Source organism: Celeribacter baekdonensis, assembly GCF_900102315.1.
Taxonomy (GTDB): Bacteria; Pseudomonadota; Alphaproteobacteria; order Rhodobacterales; family Rhodobacteraceae; genus Celeribacter; species Celeribacter baekdonensis.
In genome coordinates this window covers 142749-160364 of sequence record NZ_FNBL01000008.1, presented here as the reverse complement: position 1 = coordinate 160364, position 17616 = coordinate 142749, and the positions used below count along the sequence as shown (strand labels likewise).

General features: G+C 57.1%; 18 protein-coding genes, 2 tRNA genes and 1 pseudogene. 10 read left to right on the top strand and 11 right to left on the bottom strand.

The window, feature by feature from the left end:
* The first annotated feature begins 123 nt into the window (after positions 1 to 123).
* Complete coding sequence (locus BLT54_RS14360; protein ID WP_074645988.1) at positions 124 to 846, top strand: hypothetical protein; 723 nt, start codon at positions 124 to 126, stop codon at positions 844 to 846.
* 123 nt (positions 847 to 969) lie between these two features.
* On the opposite strand, the gene BLT54_RS14355 is transcribed toward BLT54_RS14360, so the two are convergent.
* Both BLT54_RS14355 and BLT54_RS14350 read right to left on the bottom strand, forming a co-directional pair.
* Positions 970 to 1044: transfer RNA gene (locus BLT54_RS14355), tRNA-Asn, on the bottom strand.
* 82 nt (positions 1045 to 1126) lie between these two features.
* Positions 1127 to 2023 (bottom strand): MBL fold metallo-hydrolase, encoded by an 897-nt coding sequence (locus BLT54_RS14350; RefSeq protein ID WP_074645987.1) that lies wholly within the window; start codon positions 2021 to 2023, stop codon positions 1127 to 1129.
* A gap of 46 nt (positions 2024 to 2069) precedes the next feature.
* Between BLT54_RS14350 and BLT54_RS14345 the strand changes: the two genes are divergently transcribed.
* Positions 2070 to 3401 (top strand): ATP-binding protein, encoded by a 1332-nt coding sequence (locus BLT54_RS14345; protein ID WP_074645986.1) that lies wholly within the window; start codon positions 2070 to 2072, stop codon positions 3399 to 3401.
* 93 nt (positions 3402 to 3494) lie between these two features.
* On the opposite strand, the gene BLT54_RS14340 is transcribed toward BLT54_RS14345, so the two are convergent.
* Positions 3495 to 3571: transfer RNA gene (locus BLT54_RS14340), tRNA-Ile, on the bottom strand.
* Positions 3572 to 3715: 144 nt separating this feature from the next.
* On the opposite strand from BLT54_RS14340, the gene purM reads away from it, so the two are divergent.
* The 3 genes from purM (at position 3716) to rnd (ending at position 6622) form a co-directional block, all read left to right on the top strand.
* Entirely contained in the window at positions 3716 to 4762 is a 1047-nt protein-coding gene (gene purM / locus BLT54_RS14335) for a phosphoribosylformylglycinamidine cyclo-ligase (protein ID WP_074645985.1), read from the top strand.
* A complete protein-coding gene (purN, locus tag BLT54_RS14330; RefSeq protein ID WP_074645984.1) occupies positions 4759 to 5358 on the top strand; it encodes a phosphoribosylglycinamide formyltransferase in 600 nt (199 codons plus the stop codon). The genes purM and purN overlap by 4 nt, the downstream gene beginning before the upstream one ends.
* Positions 5359 to 5464: 106 nt before the next feature.
* Positions 5465 to 6622: a ribonuclease D gene (rnd, locus tag BLT54_RS14325; protein WP_074645983.1), complete on the top strand. Its 1158-nt coding sequence runs from the start codon at positions 5465 to 5467 to the stop codon at positions 6620 to 6622.
* Between the two features lie 39 nt (positions 6623 to 6661).
* Here rnd and BLT54_RS14320 read toward each other — a convergent pair whose 3' ends face one another.
* On the bottom strand, positions 6662 to 7156 hold the full coding sequence (locus tag BLT54_RS14320; protein ID WP_074645982.1) for a GNAT family N-acetyltransferase: 495 nt from the start codon (positions 7154 to 7156) through the stop codon (positions 6662 to 6664).
* A 400-nt stretch (positions 7157 to 7556) separates the two neighbouring features.
* Here BLT54_RS14320 and BLT54_RS22585 point away from each other — a divergent pair, with 400 nt between their 5' ends.
* From BLT54_RS22585 to BLT54_RS22580, 3 genes are all read left to right on the top strand, one after another.
* Positions 7557 to 7886, top strand: a complete 330-nt coding sequence (locus BLT54_RS22585; protein WP_074645981.1) for a hypothetical protein — start codon at positions 7557 to 7559, stop codon at positions 7884 to 7886.
* A 242-nt stretch (positions 7887 to 8128) separates the two neighbouring features.
* Entirely contained in the window at positions 8129 to 8707 is a 579-nt protein-coding gene (locus BLT54_RS14310; RefSeq protein WP_218129385.1) for a hypothetical protein, read from the top strand.
* 167 nt (positions 8708 to 8874) lie between these two features.
* On the top strand, positions 8875 to 9168 hold the full coding sequence (locus BLT54_RS22580; RefSeq protein ID WP_176832887.1) for a hypothetical protein: 294 nt from the start codon (positions 8875 to 8877) through the stop codon (positions 9166 to 9168).
* Here the strand turns inward: BLT54_RS22580 and BLT54_RS14300 are convergent.
* The 6 genes from BLT54_RS14300 to BLT54_RS14275 form a co-directional block, all read right to left on the bottom strand.
* Entirely contained in the window at positions 9136 to 10158 is a 1023-nt protein-coding gene (locus BLT54_RS14300) for a helix-turn-helix domain-containing protein (protein WP_074645979.1), read from the bottom strand. The two genes, BLT54_RS22580 and BLT54_RS14300, sit on opposite strands and share 33 nt — an antisense overlap.
* 146 nt (positions 10159 to 10304) lie before the next feature.
* Positions 10305 to 10733, bottom strand: coding sequence for a GNAT family N-acetyltransferase (locus BLT54_RS14295; protein ID WP_074645978.1), 429 nt, complete (start codon positions 10731 to 10733; stop codon positions 10305 to 10307).
* A gap of 4 nt (positions 10734 to 10737) precedes the next feature.
* Positions 10738 to 11814 carry a ribosome small subunit-dependent GTPase A gene (rsgA, locus tag BLT54_RS14290; RefSeq protein ID WP_074645977.1) on the bottom strand — a complete coding sequence of 359 codons (1077 nt, stop codon included), beginning with the start codon at positions 11812 to 11814 and terminating at the stop codon, positions 10738 to 10740.
* A gap of 692 nt (positions 11815 to 12506) precedes the next feature.
* Entirely contained in the window at positions 12507 to 12998 is a 492-nt protein-coding gene (locus BLT54_RS14285) for a flavin reductase family protein (RefSeq protein ID WP_083351824.1), read from the bottom strand.
* Positions 12991 to 13614 (bottom strand): FAD synthetase, encoded by a 624-nt coding sequence (locus BLT54_RS14280; RefSeq protein WP_074646045.1) that lies wholly within the window; start codon positions 13612 to 13614, stop codon positions 12991 to 12993. Before BLT54_RS14280 ends, BLT54_RS14285 begins: the two co-directional genes overlap by 8 nt.
* A 52-nt stretch (positions 13615 to 13666) precedes the next feature.
* Complete coding sequence (locus tag BLT54_RS14275; RefSeq protein WP_074645976.1) at positions 13667 to 15220, bottom strand: 4-hydroxyphenylacetate 3-hydroxylase N-terminal domain-containing protein; 1554 nt, start codon at positions 15218 to 15220, stop codon at positions 13667 to 13669.
* Between the two features lie 138 nt (positions 15221 to 15358).
* Here BLT54_RS14275 and BLT54_RS14270 point away from each other — a divergent pair, with 138 nt between their 5' ends.
* Both BLT54_RS14270 and BLT54_RS22205 read left to right on the top strand, forming a co-directional pair.
* The gene (locus BLT54_RS14270) at positions 15359 to 16111 is read left to right on the top strand and encodes an IclR family transcriptional regulator (RefSeq protein WP_074645975.1); all 753 of its coding nucleotides are present in this window, start codon (positions 15359 to 15361) and stop codon (positions 16109 to 16111) included.
* A gap of 212 nt (positions 16112 to 16323) precedes the next feature.
* A pseudogene (locus BLT54_RS22205) lies at positions 16324 to 16410 on the top strand (transposase); the annotation flags it as partial.
* Between the two features lie 90 nt (positions 16411 to 16500).
* Here the strand turns inward: BLT54_RS22205 and BLT54_RS14265 are convergent.
* On the bottom strand, positions 16501 to 17505 hold the full coding sequence (locus tag BLT54_RS14265; protein WP_074645974.1) for a GntR family transcriptional regulator: 1005 nt from the start codon (positions 17503 to 17505) through the stop codon (positions 16501 to 16503).
* Positions 17506 to 17616 lie beyond the last annotated feature (111 nt).

Below are 17616 nucleotides of genomic sequence, written 5' to 3'. Positions count from 1 at the left end.
CGTGCACCGACGCAGCCGGGGCATTTTTATGCGCGACATTCTACGTCGGGAAGGTGCCAAGTTCGTTGGATAGTTTGGCCTTGTTCGTCTATACTTAGTGCTAGACGACGGTAGGAGAACAACATGCGCCTAATCGACCCGCGCAACGGCAAGCAATTGACCATCGACTTAGACTTGTCGCAGCGATGCGCGAAAGAGTTTTCGGATTTGGCGAAGCACGAATGCAAACATGAACGGAAAGAACTTCGGCGCGGCACGAACAAGGGCGGGCACCCCGTCATAAGAATGCAGTGCTTGGATTGCGGGCTTCGTGTGGGCAATGCCTTGAAAGCGCCACCGAACGCGGAAGAACTGCCCGGCTTTGATGATGCGATGCACGACGCATACTTGGCTACTCGGAAAGCTGCCAAGGAAAAGATTGACCTGAAATACGTCGAAATCCAGCTACGGCGATGGAAGGCGAAGGAACGGGGCGACAGCTACTACCAGCAAGCCCACAACGCCTATCTTGCTTCGCCGGAATGGCGCGACCGTCGGCAACGCGTCATGGACCGGGCGCAAGGGCAGTGCGAGGGGTGCAGGTTGGCGCAAGCGACTGAAGTGCACCACCTAAGCTACGACCATTGGGGCCATGAATTCCTGTTTGAACTTGTCGCCCCGTGCGGCGACTGTCACGACCGCATTCATGCCAAGGGCGACCACGAAGCTATGGTGGCCGGTTGCAGCGGTTGCCTTCACGCCAGCCGGGGCCATTATTGCCGCCTCTACGACGTTCCCATGGTCACGGCGCTAGAAGCCGACGAACTGTGCACCTTTGAGCGTGACGGCTTTGAACCTGCCCGATAGTTGTTCACGACTTCGTGAGCGTTCGACGGGCTGGAAGGGCGCGAACAACCACCTCAAAAGCAAGAGTAGGTTGTTAGTAGAATTTATGTCGTGCCAATTTACCCAACGAAATCAAGGGTGAATTGGCTCCGGCGGTAGGGATCGAACCTACGACCAATTGATTAACAGTCAACTGCTCTACCGCTGAGCTACGCCGGAACATGTGGCGCTGTATAGCTATGTGGTTTGGGCCGTGCAAGGGGGTTTTATGACAAAACTTGGATTTTTGTGCCGCTTTCTTTTAACGCACTGAAAAGGTCGCGGATTCAGCCAGTTTTGGCGTGGCTGAAACCCGATTTTTTTGGCTTAGATCAATGAGATGAGCCAATGTGTTGCGGGCAGCCATGGGCAGGTGAGAGGCTGGCAGATCGGTGTAAACTGCGCGGGTGAGGGTGAGGAGATCCATTGGTTTCTCGCCTAAGGCGCGCAGAATTTGCGCCTCACGTGCGGCCCGGTGATTCAACAGGAACCTGATCCGTTCCCTTGGGGTTTGGACCGGCGCGCCGTGACCGGGATAGAGCCGGGCCGGGGCATGGTTTACCACCAAGGCACAGCTGTCACGAAACGCCGCCGCATCGCCATCGGGCGGGGAAATCAGCGACGAAGACCAGCCCATGATCAAATCGCCGGAAAACACCGTATCGTGAAAGCCAAAACACAGGTGATTGCCCATATGTCCGGGGGTGTGCAGCGCTTTGATCGCGCCCGCCGGGGTGTCCAGCATGGTGTCATGGGGGACGGTTTCGTCGGGAACAAAGCCGTGGTCCAAGCCTTCGCCCCCGGCCAAAAGCCCATCTTGAGCCAGCGCGTCCATATGTGGGGCGCGGCCGGTTTGGGCATCGCCAAAGGCAAAAATCGGCGCGCCGGTTTCCTGCGCCAAAGCGCGCGCGCCGGCGCTGTGATCGACATGTGCGTGGGTGACGAGGATATGGGTGAGGCGGGTGCCTTGGGGCAGGGCGTTTAAAATTGCCGCGCGGTGGCTGGCGTCATCCGGGCCGGGGTCGATCAAAACGCGGGCTTTTCCGGTGCCCAGCACATAGGTATTTGTGCCCCAATAGGTCATCGGCGAGGGGTTCGGTGCCAAAATGCGGATCACGGCATCGTCAAGCTGGGTCAGGGTGTCTGGGCGCGGGTCCACTCGATTTCTCTTTCCATTGATGCGGCAGCAAGGCTACCAATAGCGCATGTTTTTTACTTGGCTCAAAAAATATATGCCACGTGGGCTGTATGGGCGCGCGGCCTTGATCCTTTTGGTGCCCGTGGTGGTGATCCAACTTGTGGTCATGGTTACCTTTTCGCAACGCTATTTTGAAGACATCACCCGCCAATTGATGCGCGGGGTGGTGGCCGAACTGAATCTCTATGTGGCGGCGGTGGAGGGTATCCCCGAGGGTCAAATCGCCCCAGCTCTGGCCGAACTTGACGCGCGGTTGGAATTTGCCTCTGGCTTTGGCACTCTTGATCCGGTCGCCGATGCGCGGCCTTGGTATGACATCTCATCGCGGGTCATTGCGGCGGTTTTGCGCACGGGAATTGAGGGGGTAGAGGGGGTGGATGTGTTGACGCAGCCCACGGTGGTGCATCTGTCGATCCTGACCGATGCGGGCCGTTTGGATGTGCGTTTGCCGCGTCGTCGCGCGTCGGCCTCCAATCCGCATCAATTGATGGTCTGGACGCTGTTCACCGGCGTGGTGATGACATTGATCGCGGCGGTGTTCCTGCGCAATCAATTGCGGCCGATCCGACAATTGGCGCGCGCTGCCGAAAGTTTTGGTCGCGGTGAAATCCGGCCTTATCGGTTGGCGGGCGCGGTCGAAGTCCGCTCGGCCGGGGCGGCGTTTTTGAACATGCGGGCGCGTATTGAGCGCCAGATCGAACAGCGCACATTGATGTTGTCCGGTGTGTCGCATGACCTGCGCACGCCTTTGACGCGCATCCGTCTGGGGCTTGCCATGCTCGATGTGCCACCCGAGGACGCCAAAGACATCACCGACATGCAATCCGATCTGGATGAGATGGAGCGGTTGATTGATGCCTTTTTGGCCTTTGCCCGCTCTGACACATTGGAAGAGCCAGTGCGGCTTGATCTCTGTGCGCTGGTTGTGGCGGCCAAAGCCAAGGCCGAACGTGCCGGGGGGCAGGTCAGCCTTGGTGAGATGCCGGATCATGAGGTCTGGCTTACGGCCCGGCCCGAGGCTCTGGCCCGCGCGCTAGACAATCTGGTCTCAAATGCTCTGCGCTATGGCAACCGAACCCAACTGAGCCTGCGCCTGTTTGAGCGTGCCGTGGTCCTGTCGGTTGAAGACGACGGGCCGGGGATTGAGGCCTCTGCCCGCGAACGCGCCTTGCAACCCTTTGTGCGCCTGGACGCCGCGCGCAATCAAAACCGCGGCTCGGGCGTCGGGCTTGGCCTTGCCATCGCGCTTGATGTGGCGCGCCGTCATGGTGGCACACTCCGGCTTGGGGTCAGCGAGACGCTTGGTGGGCTCAAGGCCGATTTGGTTTTGGCACGCTGATCTGGCGCATCACAACACCAACCCCGCGCCAAAGGCGGGAGAGGGCGTTAAAAATGCCCGTTCTTCCATCAGCTCATTGATTTGAAAGAGGTTTGGTAGGCCCGGCAGGACTTGAACCCGCAACCAAAGCGTTATGAGCGCTCTGCTCTAACCAATTGAGCTACAGGCCCCTACCAATGCTGTGACTATTGCGGACGCGCGCCGGGGTCAAGAGTGGCTGTGATTGCGCGTGCTTTTGCAAGCTCACGCTTTTCTTTATCCCCCATCTGCGTTAAAGCGCGGAGCAAATGATGCCAGTTTGGGGACCAGAGATCATGAGCGACGGCAAAAACGGCCTGACATATGCGGATGCAGGTGTGGATATTGATGCGGGCAATGCGCTTGTGGAGCGGATCAAACCGGCGGCGAAAAAGACCGCGCGTCCGGGGGTGATGTCCGGGTTGGGCGGTTTTGGGGCGTTGTTTGATCTCAAGGCGGCGGGCTACACCGATCCGATTCTGGTTGCGGCCACCGATGGCGTTGGCACCAAATTGCGCATCGCGATCGACACCGATCACGTCTCGACCGTGGGCATCGATTTGGTCGCCATGTGCGTCAATGATCTGGTCTGTCAGGGCGCGGAACCTTTGTTTTTCTTGGATTATTTTGCGACGGGCAAACTCAAACTCGACAATGCCACTGCGGTGATCGAAGGCATCGCCAAGGGCTGCGAACTCTCTGGTTGCGCGCTCATTGGCGGCGAAACCGCCGAGATGCCGGGCATGTATGAGGACGGCGATTTCGACCTTGCGGGCTTTGCCGTGGGCGCGATGGAGCGTGGCTCTGACCTGCCGGCAGGCGTTCAGGCGGGGGATGTTTTGCTGGGTCTTGCCTCCAATGGCGTGCATTCCAATGGCTATTCCTTGGTGCGCAAAACCGTTGAAGTCGCGGGCTTTCGTTGGTCCGATATTGCGCCGTTCTCGGATGACACTTTGGGCAATGAGCTGCTTAAACCGACGCGGCTTTACGTCAAGCCGGTGCTCAAAGCGATCCGCGCGGGCGGTGTTCATGCGCTGGCCCATATCACCGGTGGCGGCTTGACCGAAAACCTGCCACGCGTGTTGCCCGAAGGCTACGGTGCCGACATCAACCTCAACGCTTGGACCTTGAGCCCGGTGTTTGCTTGGCTGACCGAAACTGCGGGCCTGTCGCAGCATGAATTGCTCAAAACCTTCAACGCTGGAATCGGCATGGTCGCCGTGGTGTCCGCCGATCAAGCGGATGCCCTGAGCGCATTGTTGGAAGGCGAGGGCGAAACAGTCTACCGTATCGGCGAGATTACCCTTGGCGCGGGCGTGACCTATGAGGGCGAGCTTAAGTGAGCGTGACGCATAAAAAGGTCGCCATTCTGATCTCGGGGGGCGGCTCAAATATGGTGTCGCTGGCAAAATCCATGGTCGGTGATCATCCGGCCCGGCCTTGTTTGGTGCTGTCCAATGTGCCGGGCGCGGGCGGGCTGAACAAGGCCGCTGACATGGGCATTGCCACGGCTGTTGTCGATCACAAAGACTTCAAGGGTGACCGAGAAGCCTTTGAAGAGGCTTTAATTTCTGCGATTGACGCCTATGCGCCCGATGTGATCGCACTGGCCGGGTTCATGCGCATTCTGACGCCGCGATTCATCACGCATTATGCGGGCCGGATGCTCAACATCCATCCCTCACTTTTGCCGAAATACAAAGGCCTTCACACCCATCAACGCGCCATTGAGGCCGGGGATGCCGAGGCCGGATGTTCGGTCCACGAGGTCACCGCCGAGTTGGATGGCGGGCCGATTTTGGGGCAGGCGCGGGTGCCAATTTTGCCCGATGACACCGCAGACACCCTTGCGGCCCGTGTGCTGCCACGCGAACATGCGCTTTATCCTGCCGTCCTCAGACGCTTTGTCGTGGGGGACATCACCCGTGTCGATCTGTAACTGCTGTTCCCCGCGTTTTGGGCAAAGCACTTTCATTTCGACCGCAAACCCCGTATCACGGTTCAATCGGCGGGATGACCCCGCGCCGCTCAAAAAAGAAGTCTAGATGATCACACTCACAACGACCGAGGGCCTTCAGGCCTTCTGCGACCGCGCCAAAAAGCAACCCTATGTCACGGTCGACACCGAATTCCTGCGCGAGCGGACCTATTATTCCAAACTTTGCCTCGTTCAACTCGCCATTCCGGGCGATGCGAAAGAGGATGCGGTTTTATTGGACCCGTTGGTCAAGGGCCTCGATCTTGCACCGCTTTATGAGCTGTTTCGCGACACCAGCATCGTCAAAGTGTTTCATGCGGCGCGTCAGGACCTTGAGATTTTCTTTATCCAAGGCGGCGTGATCCCCGATCCGCTGTTCGACACCCAGGTCGCGGCCATGGTCTGTGGCTTTGGCGAACAGGTCGGATATGAGACCTTGGTGCGCAAAATTGCCAAGGAAAATTTGGACAAGACCTCGCGCTTTACCGATTGGTCGCGCCGTCCTTTGACCACGGCACAGGAAAATTATGCGCTGGCGGATGTGACCCATTTGCGGGTGATTTACGAATTCCTGCGTGATGAAATCAAACGCGAAGGCCGGGAAAAATGGGTGGCCGAGGAGCTGGAAATCCTCACCTCGCCCGCGACCTATGTGGTGCAGCCGGATGAGGCGTGGAAACGCGTCAAGACCCGCACCAGCTCGGGTAAATTCTTGGCCGCCGTCAAGGAACTCGCCGCCTTCCGCGAGATTTATTCGCAAAGCCGCGACATCCCGCGCAACCGCGTTTATAAGGATGACGCTTTGTTGGAATTGGCGTCAACCAAGCCGACCTCGCTGCAAGACCTGTCGCGCTCGCGGCTTTTGCTGCGCGAAGCGCGCAAAGGTGAGATCGCCGACGGTATTTTGCAAGCCATTGAAAAAGCCGCAAAATACACCGCCGCCGAGATGCCCAAACTGGACCTGAGCAATGATAAGTTACAGGTCAATCCGGCTTTGGCCGATATGTTGCGGGTGCTGCTCAAGGCGAAATCCGACACCTATAATGTTGCCGCAAAAATGATCGCTTCGGCCTCTGATCTGGATATGATCGCCGCTGGAAAACGCGATTTTCCGGCGCTCAAAGGCTGGCGGGCCGAGGTGTTTGGCGTCGATGCGCTGCGCCTGTGCAAGGGCGAAATCGGCCTTGCCGTCAAAGGTCAGCGCGTGGATGTGATCGAGCTGTAAAGCATTGGGCTGAGGGGCACGCGCGCCTCAGCCCTTTCCTTAGCTCAAAGCCATCACAAAGCGTGGGCCTCGCGGGGCCAGAGGTTCAAATCCACAGGCCAAATAGGCCGCTTGCGCCGGTTTGTTTTCCGCATGGGTGCCGACCGTCAGTTGCACACAGTCCAGATTGCGCGCGGTTTCCCGCGCCGCAATGATCAAGGCGCGGCCAATGCCCATGCCGCGCTGATCCGCGTCGACATAGAGGTGGTGCAAATCCATGGTCCGCAGGCCAAATTGCAACTGAAGCCCGCCGACAAGGGCGGCATAACCCACGATTTTACCGTGACTCTGCGCCACCAAAATCCGCGCCCAGGGCGAGGGGGCGTAGATCAGGTCGATCAGCGCGGCCTCGTCAAGGCTCATGCGGTCGCCGTGTTGGCGGGTCAAGGCGTCGATCATCTGCAAAACGCGCGCGCAATCACCCCATTCCATCGGACGGATGGACAGGGGCACATGCGTCAGATGCGAGGTCTTGGCGGGGCGGGGTTTGGTCATCACTTGGGTCTCCTGATTACGCGCCACAGGACACCAACAAAGTTAAAGCCGCCCTATGGCGGCCGTGAAATTTACATGACAAATGGCCGCATCCTATGTGGAGCGGCGATAATACGCGGTCATGGCGAACAGATGTGTCATGGGGGGGAGAGTGCGAGAGGCGGCGCGGCCTGTCAATCTGAAAACGTGGCATAGGGACTCGGGGGCCAAAAGAGGGGCGCTGTGAAAAGAGCGCCTCAATGCGTCGAAATGGATCGAACATCAAGGCCAATCGCATGAAAACCCCACCTCAGATCATTCACTGAGGTGGGGTCGGTCAATTTTGGGATGCGGATTTCGGCCGATGCTGTGTGGAAACGCCTATTCATGATAGACTCGGGCATGGCTGATGGAGGGCGCAATGTCGGGTTTCATCGACGGGGGGGATCGGTCGCAGGCAGCATTTTTCCGGAGCGTCTCGAAGACGGGATCGGCGAAGATCATCTGCTGCGCGTTGTCGCTCTGTTCGTCGATGAGCTTCGCCCACCCGGAGCTTGGCTTCGCCCACCCGGAGCTTGGCTTCGCCCACCCGGAGCTTGGCTTCGCCGGCACCGCCACTGCACGCACAGGCCGCCGCGCGGACAGGCCGCCGCACGGACAGGCCGCCGCGCGCGCCAACCGTTGCCAAGAGGTCGGGCGGCGGAGTGTCCACACAGAGGCCTCCGGCCCTGACCTGCCGTTGGCCAATTGACCTGACGCTGCGGCACAGCTTTCGCATTGCTGTCTTTCGTGCGCCGCGCAGCAATTTCACTGGCTGGAGTGCCGCAGTGTGGAACAAAGCGGAAATCGATGATTGTGTGAATATGTCCGAAATTGCGATTTCGAACGTTCTGGATCGCGTATTCGGGCTCTTTGCCCGGCGCCATCCGTCATGTGCAAGGCGTTGCAGCCACATGCGCAACTCAACCAACCATGCACAAAAGGACACCAGACATGTCGCGCGAAACTTTCACTCTTCTTATGACCGCCCCGGTCGCGCTGCTCCTCACTTCGCTCGGAGCCAGCGCCCAAGAGGCAGATCAGCAAACCAACTGGCCCATGAGCGCTGCCGTTCAGACGGTGGCAGGACAAGAAATACCTGCCGGGGCCTATGGGGTTGCCTACATTGATGCCCCGCGCGTGGCGACGCTGCTACAGCTGAGGGGGGTCACGGGACGCGGCACCGTGATCGTGAAGAGCGATGACAGCCACGATTGCCTGACCATCCCGATCCGTTTCGTCGCAGGCGATTTCGGAGGCGAAGGCATCTCTACCAGTGAAACCCATCCAATTCGTCTGATCCTGCGATCCCGGCGGGTCGCCGGAGCTCTGGCGGCTGGCGATGATGTGGTCAGCGATATGTATCGCGTTAGCGCCCAGATGGACGACCCCGAGGCAGACATCATTATTGAGAGTGGATTGAGTGAAAGTCATGGTTTCGTTCTCAATCCGGGACGCTCCGTCGTGGCCGACATATTTGGTGCCGCGACAAGCCGGACCGCGTGCTCTGAGCTTCAGGCTCAGGGCTCATGACCAGAAGATGACGGTTTCGGCGATGCATATGGGCTTATGAAAGTGTGTGTGCATCTGTCATAGCTGATCGCGATGCGTCGCCAGTCCTTGTGGCGGTCGGACATGCGCGCGATCTGGTTGCGCGGCTGGTGCAATTTCGTGCCAGTTTTCGACTGGTATGTCGCGGCTTGCCTCGGAGTGGAGATTTCGATGCCGCGACGGGTCACCTGCCAGCGATTGCAGCACTCACGCCTCTGACTCCGATTGTGATTTTGCGCACTGTCGGGCTCAATGCGTTGCTTGGGTTGGCATTCGGCTGGCTGTTCTGGCGGCGTGGCCTCGAACACGCGATGGTTGCCCATATTGCCCGCATCTTGCATTTTGGCCTGTTGCCGTCGCGTTTTAGGCTTACTGCGCTCCGCGCCATCATGGCGCTTTATCTGTGTCCGTCAGTTGGTGGCATTATCAGTGCGAAATTGTGACGGAGTTTGCCCGGTCACCCGGCGAAATTCGGTGTTGAAGCTTGATTTGCTGACAAAGCCCGCTTCAAACATCACTTCCGTGATGGACAAGTCGGTCTTGCGCAGGGTCTCTTGGGCGTGGCGAATGCGAAAGCCGTTGATATAGCGGGAGAAGTTTTCGCTTGTCGTTCTATTTATCGCGTTGGAGACATCCCGCACAGGGACGGATAACCGCCGAGCGACCCGCGCAAGCGTGAGGTTGCTGTCCGTGTAGAGGTGCGCGTCATTCATGAGCGCATCAAGTGCCGCCCGTGTCGCGTGATCGTTGTCGGTCGGCCCTTCGACTTTTGTTGCACCGCCCTTTGTGACCTGAAGCAGCATCGGTGCGCCGATGAGAGCGACAACAAAGACGAAGGCCGTGAACACACCCGACACCCCGGTCAGAAATGTCAGGATATAGGCATCGCCCGCGAACAGGCTGGCGGCGACAATCGAAAGATCCGTCGCCACCATCATGCCAAGCAGGACAATGGTGGCTTTGATCGCGGAGCGCAGGATTATCAAGGCATGCGGCGCGACATGGACGAAGTCATCTGCTTGGCGGCGCAGAAGGCGGGCCATCAAAACGAGGTAGATGCTGTTGATCCCAAGGACAAACATATCTGCCGAGATCGGGAGGTTTGCCAGTATTGCCAATTGCGCGACAACGACCGGCGCGCCTCGCAAAAGGAGCGTCTTGCGCCAGTTCGACCCCAGGTCCGGGGTCAGAGCCGAGAAACCGAGATAAGCCGAAGGTGCGACCATCACGGCCACCAACGGCTGAAGCCGAGCAGCCAAGGGCGCGTCGAATGAAAGTCGGAGCCCAAGCAACACGCCGATGCTCGCCAAGGTCAGAAGAAAAATGCATAGAAATAGGCGCGCTTGAAAGGGCATGCGGGTGTCCTGCGCCAATGCAAAAGCTGCGATTGTCGTCAGAACACTTACGAGCCACACGAGGGGCAGAGTGATCATTGGTCTTCCTTCTGGCCAAACAATAACCTGATCGTTGCTATACCGCAGTTTTTTTGACTCATCACGTCGGGTCAACAACAGTTCAGGTCTCCTTGCGGCGAGCACCGTTGATGGGAGGCGCTGATAATCAACGCCTCCCGGTCATTTTACGAAGCGGGCATTGCCATCTTGAAGGTTTCGTCGCCGCTGGCGTCAAAAACGCCTTCGCCGATTATAACAAAGCCATATCGCTGGTAGAACGGCAGACCGATTTTGTTGTCTTTGAAAACCTCGACGGTCAGCGGTCCTTTGAGGGCAACGATATGGTCTACCATTTGACGCCCCCTGCCTTTGCCTTGTTCAGAGGGGGCGAGGAACAAGCCTCCAATTTCCGTGCCGATCATCGCAATGAAACCGACCGGCGCGCCCTCGCTTTCCAAGACCCAGTTTTCGGCGTTTGGCAGATAGATATTTCGCATATCTTTGCGCACCTGATCTCTGACTTCATCCGACAGGAAAGGGTGCGCGAGTGGTTCTGCCATATCCCAGATTGCGATCAAGGCATCGGTATCGTCCGCTTTATATCTACGTATCATTGTCTTATTTCCTGTTTTTCTGCTGGATCGCGTTGATCATTTTATGAAGAGATTTGTCGGCAGTTTTACGTTCGGCCAAAGTGGACGCGTTAAAGCGTTCTTCCGCGACCAGTTTGTTCCATCGCGCACGTCGGTCAGGATCAATCTCGCCGCGCGCCAATGCACCTTGGATGGCGCAACCGGGTTCTGTGCCATGTCTGCAATCGTTGAAACGACATTGGCGCGCCAAGGCAACGATGTCAGCAAACACATCTGCAATACCGGTCTCTACATCGGTGAGTTGAAGCTCTCGCATGCCGGGCGTGTCCAGCACCGCGCAGCCCTCGGCTGTAAAGTGCAATTGTCGCCGCGTCGTCGTGTGGCGGCCCTTGCTGTCATCTTCGCGAATGGCAGCCGTATCGGCCATACCATCGCGAAAGAGAGCATTGACCAGTGTCGATTTGCCGACACCAGACGACCCCAGAAAGGCAATCGTTTGGCCCGGCTTGCGCCATGGAGCCAACTTGGCGATTGGTTCGTCACTCAAGGCATTGAGCACCTCGACCAAAACACGGTTTGAAATCGCGCTTGCCGCTTTAACGTAGGCGTCCGGGTCGTCGCAAAGGTCTGCCTTGGTCAGCAAGATCACAGGCGTTACCTGCGCCTCGAACGCCAAGGCGACATAGCGTTCGAGCCGCGCGATGTTGAAGTCCTTGTTGCAGGACGAGACGATAAAGACCGTATCCACATTGGCAGCAATCAGTTGCCGTTTGCGGTCTGAGCCCGGCGCACGACGCTCAAAAACACTCTTGCGTTCCAACACCTTACTATTGGACGGCCTTTGCGGATTATAGATCAACCAGTCACCGACTGTCGCATTTGGCACCGGCGGGATGAGGGTATCAAGATTTTCACCCAGCACCCGCAGGCCGGTTCTGTGGACTTCAACCACGCGAACCGGTGGTGCATCAGCAGCCGCGTCAAGATCGGTTTGTTGGCTGAAGAAAGGGTTCCAGCCAAGTCTTTCCATAGGAGAAGGCTCGCGTTCAGGGATCTTGCTCGAACCCGAAGGCGGCAAGAAATCGGAATAGTCCCGTATCATTTTTGGGATCTTTCATGTTCGAAGGACGGGCCAAGCCCGTGCCATAAATTTAGAATGACCAGATTGCACAAAGCTATTCGCCCGCAGAAGTCACGCGGCGGCGTTGGATTTGGTTAGCTGTGCTTCGGGAGGGCGCTTTGCCTCCCCGCATTATCGGGTCATAAAATCTCCATGAACATGCGGCTTGCGTAAGGGATTACGGTGATTTTTGCAAGACTTTCAGCCGTTCGGATTGGGATAGGCCAACAATTGTCCGCGATGCAGCATCAAGCACCAAGGACATGAATCTGTCCTGCAGCGGTGCCGAGAAAACCCAACTTTGAGGATCGCCTGAATGGCAGAGTCACCTGATCTCTCCATGAGATTTCGACTTGCGGAGGATGCCCGCAAACCGCCCGTTTCGGTGAAAAACTCCGCATAGGGTAAATGGCCTTGAAAACTCGGAACCTGTTCTCACCACGAGAGTCTCGGGCGCATGCAAAAGCGTCTGGAAAACTTGAGCTTACAAATATGGATCTTGCGGATAGTTTTCGTCGCTGGACCGGTGCAGCGGATGGCGCGAATGTATTTTTGACGGAGACCCCTCATCGGATCAAAGCGCATACACTTTATCCATCACAGGCTGATTTTTCGTAAGAAATTTCGAATTTCCACAGGTGCCGTGCTGCCCCCCCCTCAGGGCGGAACAAAGATCAGAGCACGGGCATCATCTGAGAAAATTTTCCACCCCAAAACAACAACGGCTTGGCCGCGCTGTCCTGTTCGAAATGGGTCACTTTGCCAATCAGGATAACGTGATCACCGGCCTCGATTTCCTGAACAACATCGGTCAGGAAAAAGGCCGCAACACCTGACAGGACGGGCAACCCGTTGCACGGGCTGAACACCTTTGCCATATCGGGATTGTGACGTCCGGCGAAATGCAGCGCGACCCCCTCCATCTCATTGGACAGGATGTTGATCGCGTAGCGGCGAGAGGCGCGCACTTTCTCAAGCATTTTGGCGTTTTTATCGAGAGAGATCGACACAAGCGGCGGGTCCAATGACACGGACATAAAGGCGTTTGCCGTCATGCCGTGATCACCCTCAGGCGTCGTTGTGCTGATGACCGTCACGCCGGTGGCAAAACTGCCGCAGGCGTTGCGCAGCGCGCGGGGGTCGATTGTAAGGGCTGTCTTAGACATGGGTTTCTTCTTTAAATCTTGTGTCATCCGCCATCAGCCGACCGGCGAGCAAGGCGTCAAATCCAAGCGCGCCCTGCAGGTCTTTGGCCTGAGCCAGGTGACCGTCTGCGCGCAATCCCCGGATGCGGGTTGAGGAGACGACTTGGCCGCCGTCGCATAAAACCGGGTCCGCCAAAGCGACGTTGAAATGCTGTCCCAACAGGGTCACATCCCCCGCTTGTCGACAGCCAAATCGGAAATCGTCCCCAACATGAACCGTCAGAGGTGACAGGCGCGACAGATCAGTGATGAAGTCTTCTGGCGAACGGGTGCAGTAGGTTTTGTTGAAGCAGGCCACAACGATATAGTCCGGGCCAAGCCGGGCCAGTCTGGCGATTTTATCCGTCAAAGTGGAGAGCGGCGCAGCGCGGCCAAAAAACACTTTCGGCGCGGGATCAAAGGTCCAGACCACGCAGGCCACGCCTGTGCTTCGGGCCTCGGCCACGGCACGTCGGATCAGAGTTTGATGGCCGCGATGCACACCATCAAAGGCCCCGATTGTGACGATGCTGGCGTCGAGCTGTATCTGACGATCCCCGACAATTTGGGTGTGAGATCCACTGAAGTTCAATCCCATTTCATCCTCCCGTTTTGAAGGGTGGCCCAACACAGGCGGGCCACCCGGATTTTTACCCTTGAAAGCCGCCGCCAAGACGGTTGACATCCCATGGGTTGATCATGTCGGGCACGGTCCAACCGCTGAGATCATATTCCGCCATGTATTGTTCGACGAGATTTTGCATCATCTCGAATTCGCCGGTCGCCTGCGCGGTCAGCATGGTTTCGATGCGGATATTTTCGTAATTGCCGGCATAGTTGCTTTCATAAAGCTCATGCCGCCCGCCAAATTCGGACCCCAAAGCGTCCCACAACAGTTTGAGAAGTTTGACCCGGTCAATCGCCACCATCCCGTTGGAGCCGCGCACAAAGCGGTCCAAATAGGGGCGGATTTCCTCTGACTCAAAATCAAGCGAGGAGGACGGCAGATAGATCAAACCAGAGGCCACGTGGCGTTCGATCAGCTCTTTGATCCGTCCATACGCCATGGGCGCAAAGACGCGGTAGGCCAGACCATAGTTGACATTGGGCAGGTTGTACCCCTCCGTGCCCTCCCACGGCACCGGGCTTTTGACCATCGCATCAGACAGGCCCCAAAACAGGTTGCGCCATGCGATAACCTCGCCCACCGCAGTTTGCGGTCCGCGAAAGCCGCCCGCGCCCGTGGCCTCCAACGCTTTGGAAAACAGACCGGACAGAAAGTCGAGTTTGACCGCGAGGCGCGTGACCCCGTGCAGGGTAAAGCGTGGCACAAATCCCGATGCCGGGAAGAATGCGTTGATCTTTTCCACATCGCCGTAAATGAAGACGTTTTCCCACGGCACCAAAACCTTGTCGAACACCAGAATGGAGTCGTTTTCATCCAGCCGAGAGGACAGGGGATAGTCAAACGGTGTGCCCATAACGGCTGCGTTCAACTCGTAGCTGGCGCGCGAGATCAGTTTGACGCCTTCAGCGCCCATCGGTGCGGTGAAGATCAGCGCGAATTTCTTTTCTTTGATCGGAATGCCATAATGCGCGATGAAATTGTAATGCGTCAGGGCCGAGCCGGTGGCGACCACTTTGGCCCCTGAGACGATCAACCCCGCATCGGTTTCCTTTTCAACCTGCATGAACACATTGCCGGTTTCCTCAATCGGCAAGTGACGGTCGATCGGTGGGTTGACGATGGCGTGGTTCCAGTAATCCAGACGCTCTTGGGTCCGGTTGTACCACAGCTTCGCATTGGGGGCGTATTCGCCGTAAAAGGCACTGTTGGCCCCCAAAGTGCCCAAAAACGACGCCTTGTAATCGGGCGCTCGCCCCATCCAGCCGTTGGCCACACGTTGGGTCCCGGCAATGGCATCCCGGCTTGCGACGAGATCTTCGACGGTTTTTGTGCCTTTGAAAAACGGATGCGTCCATCCTCCCGACCCGGTGTCCGTGGGCCGTCCCAATGTGTCCTTTTCTGCATGCAATTTATCATACCAGCGCGCCACCATGCGCGCCGAATTGCGAAATGCGGGATGTTTCGTGACATCCTTCACACGTTCGCCGTGAATATAAACACACCGATCATCCTGAAGGCTATCAAGGTATTCCGCGCCAGTGTAGGGCGCTGTTTTGCTGGTTGCCTGGTCTTTCATGTCGTCCTCCCTTTCCCACATACGCGTGTCGCGCTTTTGGAAATTTGAGACTGCCATGAGATAATATTTATCGAAAGGTATGTAGAGATACCTCGACTTTTTCCGCCATTACCGGAAAGATTTGATCGGAGGTGCGCCATGAAAACCATTCGAAAAATCGGAACTCTTCTCCGCCAATTCACCCATTCCTCGCCCGAACACAGCCTCTCGGACCTCGCGCGTGCAACGGGCAATTCGACCAGTGGCACCCATGATCTGGTCAGCGGCCTTGTTGATATTGGCATGCTGCAAAAAATTGATCGCGGGCGGTATCGGTTGGGGCCGTTGATCTCGTCGCTGCACCGTGTGCTGGAGGACAATTCGGCGCTTATTCGCGTGTCGCGACCTGTGCTTGATGCGCTTCAGGACGAATATGGCGAGACGGTGCATTTAACGCGCCATGACAAGGATCGCTTGTTGGTGCTCACCGCCGTCGAGGGAAAGCGCAACGTCCGGGTCACGACCTCGGTTTTGAGCCCGGCCACCGCCTTGCACGATGCGCCTCCCGGCTTGCTGCACCTCTCTACTTTTTTGCAACATCAACGCGAGACCTATCTTGAGGCTTTGCCCACGGTGGTGAGGCGGGCGGCCCGCGAAGACCTGACCCGCATCCAGGCTGACGGGTATTGCGCCGGCCCCATTCATCACGAAGACGGCGTGAGTTGCTCGGCGGCGTTGATCCGAAATCATGCCAATTTGCCGGTTGGCGTGATCAGTCAAAGCGTCCCTGCGGAGCGGTTTGACACACAACCTCGCGCGTTTCGAAACATCACATTGGAAGCGGCGCATAAAATCAGCGCGGCATTGGGGCGGACTGGAACAGTCCCATTCATCCGCTCCAATGAGCATTAGAATGCATTGTTTTCCTCAGCCATGCGCAGTTTGAAGTAAATACCGTCAGCCCGGACGTAGACGAATTTTGAGATGGTGCACAGAAGCGGTTATCCTGCCCTTATAGAAGGCGTTGCAAATCGTTCGGTTCTAAGACGGAAAGAGTTTTCTGAGCTGCTGCCGGTTTCGTGGACACGAAGATAAGATCGTGACCAAGGAATCGGAGATCGGACATGGTAAGACGGAAGTTCACGAAGGAGTTCAAGTTTGAGGCTGTGAAGCTGGTGACAGAACGGGACGTGTCAGTGGCGCAAGCTGCCGGGCATGGATATGCGGATTCTGGCGAAGCCGCTCGGCAGTCAGGCCGATGTTCAGGGTATGCTGCGCCGCCGATTGCCGTGGGGACCGATTCAGGTGAATTGGAGGTAGGGGGGGAAGTCGAGGGGGGGAGGGATGATGGCGGTGATTTTGAGCTGTGCAATGGTGCGGTCGCGCGCCTTTTCGAGATGCATCGCAAGCATGCTTGCGGCGGCGGTTATGGAGCCCGAAAGGGAGAGTTCAATCACTTGTCCGAGTTCCAGACTCGATTGCGTGTCCGGCGGGAGACCCAGGGCAAAGAGCGCCGACTGGCAGGCCTCTAATTCGATGCGGTTGCTCGAAGCAAATGCGGAAAGATCCGCGTTCGACGTCGTTAGAATAACCATTTCAAAAAAGCGCTGATCAAGAGAAAACCACTGAGCCGGAGTCAGCGTCGACTGTGTCGAGAATGTGCGGATTTCTTCTGCAAGGGATCGAAGTTTTTCGGTTGGAAGCTTTGCTGATTTGAGTGCTGCCACTTCAAGGATGCTTCGTAGTTCGAATTTGTCCTTTATTTTCTTAGATGTAAGGGGCTCTACGACCCAGCGGGAGGTGCGGCTCTTTTGGACCAAGCCACGCTCCTGAAGGCGTCCAAGAACATCGCGGATGATTGTGCGGGAGACGTTATACTCTTCCGCCATCTGCGCCTCGAAAATGCGGTAACGTCCAAACACAGGACACCGTGTCACGTGATAGGCGACGTCATCGTAAATTCGGAGCCAACTGGGCTTTCCAACGCTTTCGGACAGCGTGCTGTGATCCAGTTCGATTTGGCGAAGGTCGACGCGTTTTGGCGTGAGGTCTCTGCCGGCCACCACAAAACCACGCCCAGAGAACCTTTGGATTGCCCCTTCGGCTTCGATGATTTCAAGCGCTCTTTTGACCGTGGCACGCGACATGTCTAGTCGCTCGGCCAGGGCGCTTTCTTGCAAAACCAGGCCAGGGCAGAGGTGGTCGAGCGCGATGTTGTGGCGAATGAATTCCGCGGCAACCTCGAAAAGAGGTGCCCGCTTGTCGTTATCTTCAGTGGTGGGCGCGGGGTCTTCTGAAATGGCCATTTCTGCCTCGTCTGGTTTCCTTCCCTGACAATAAGAGGTGGGAGGAATTGATAAAAGCAAATTATTTTTGTGCGCAAAAATCAAAAATAACAGAGCGCCATAACTTTAAGC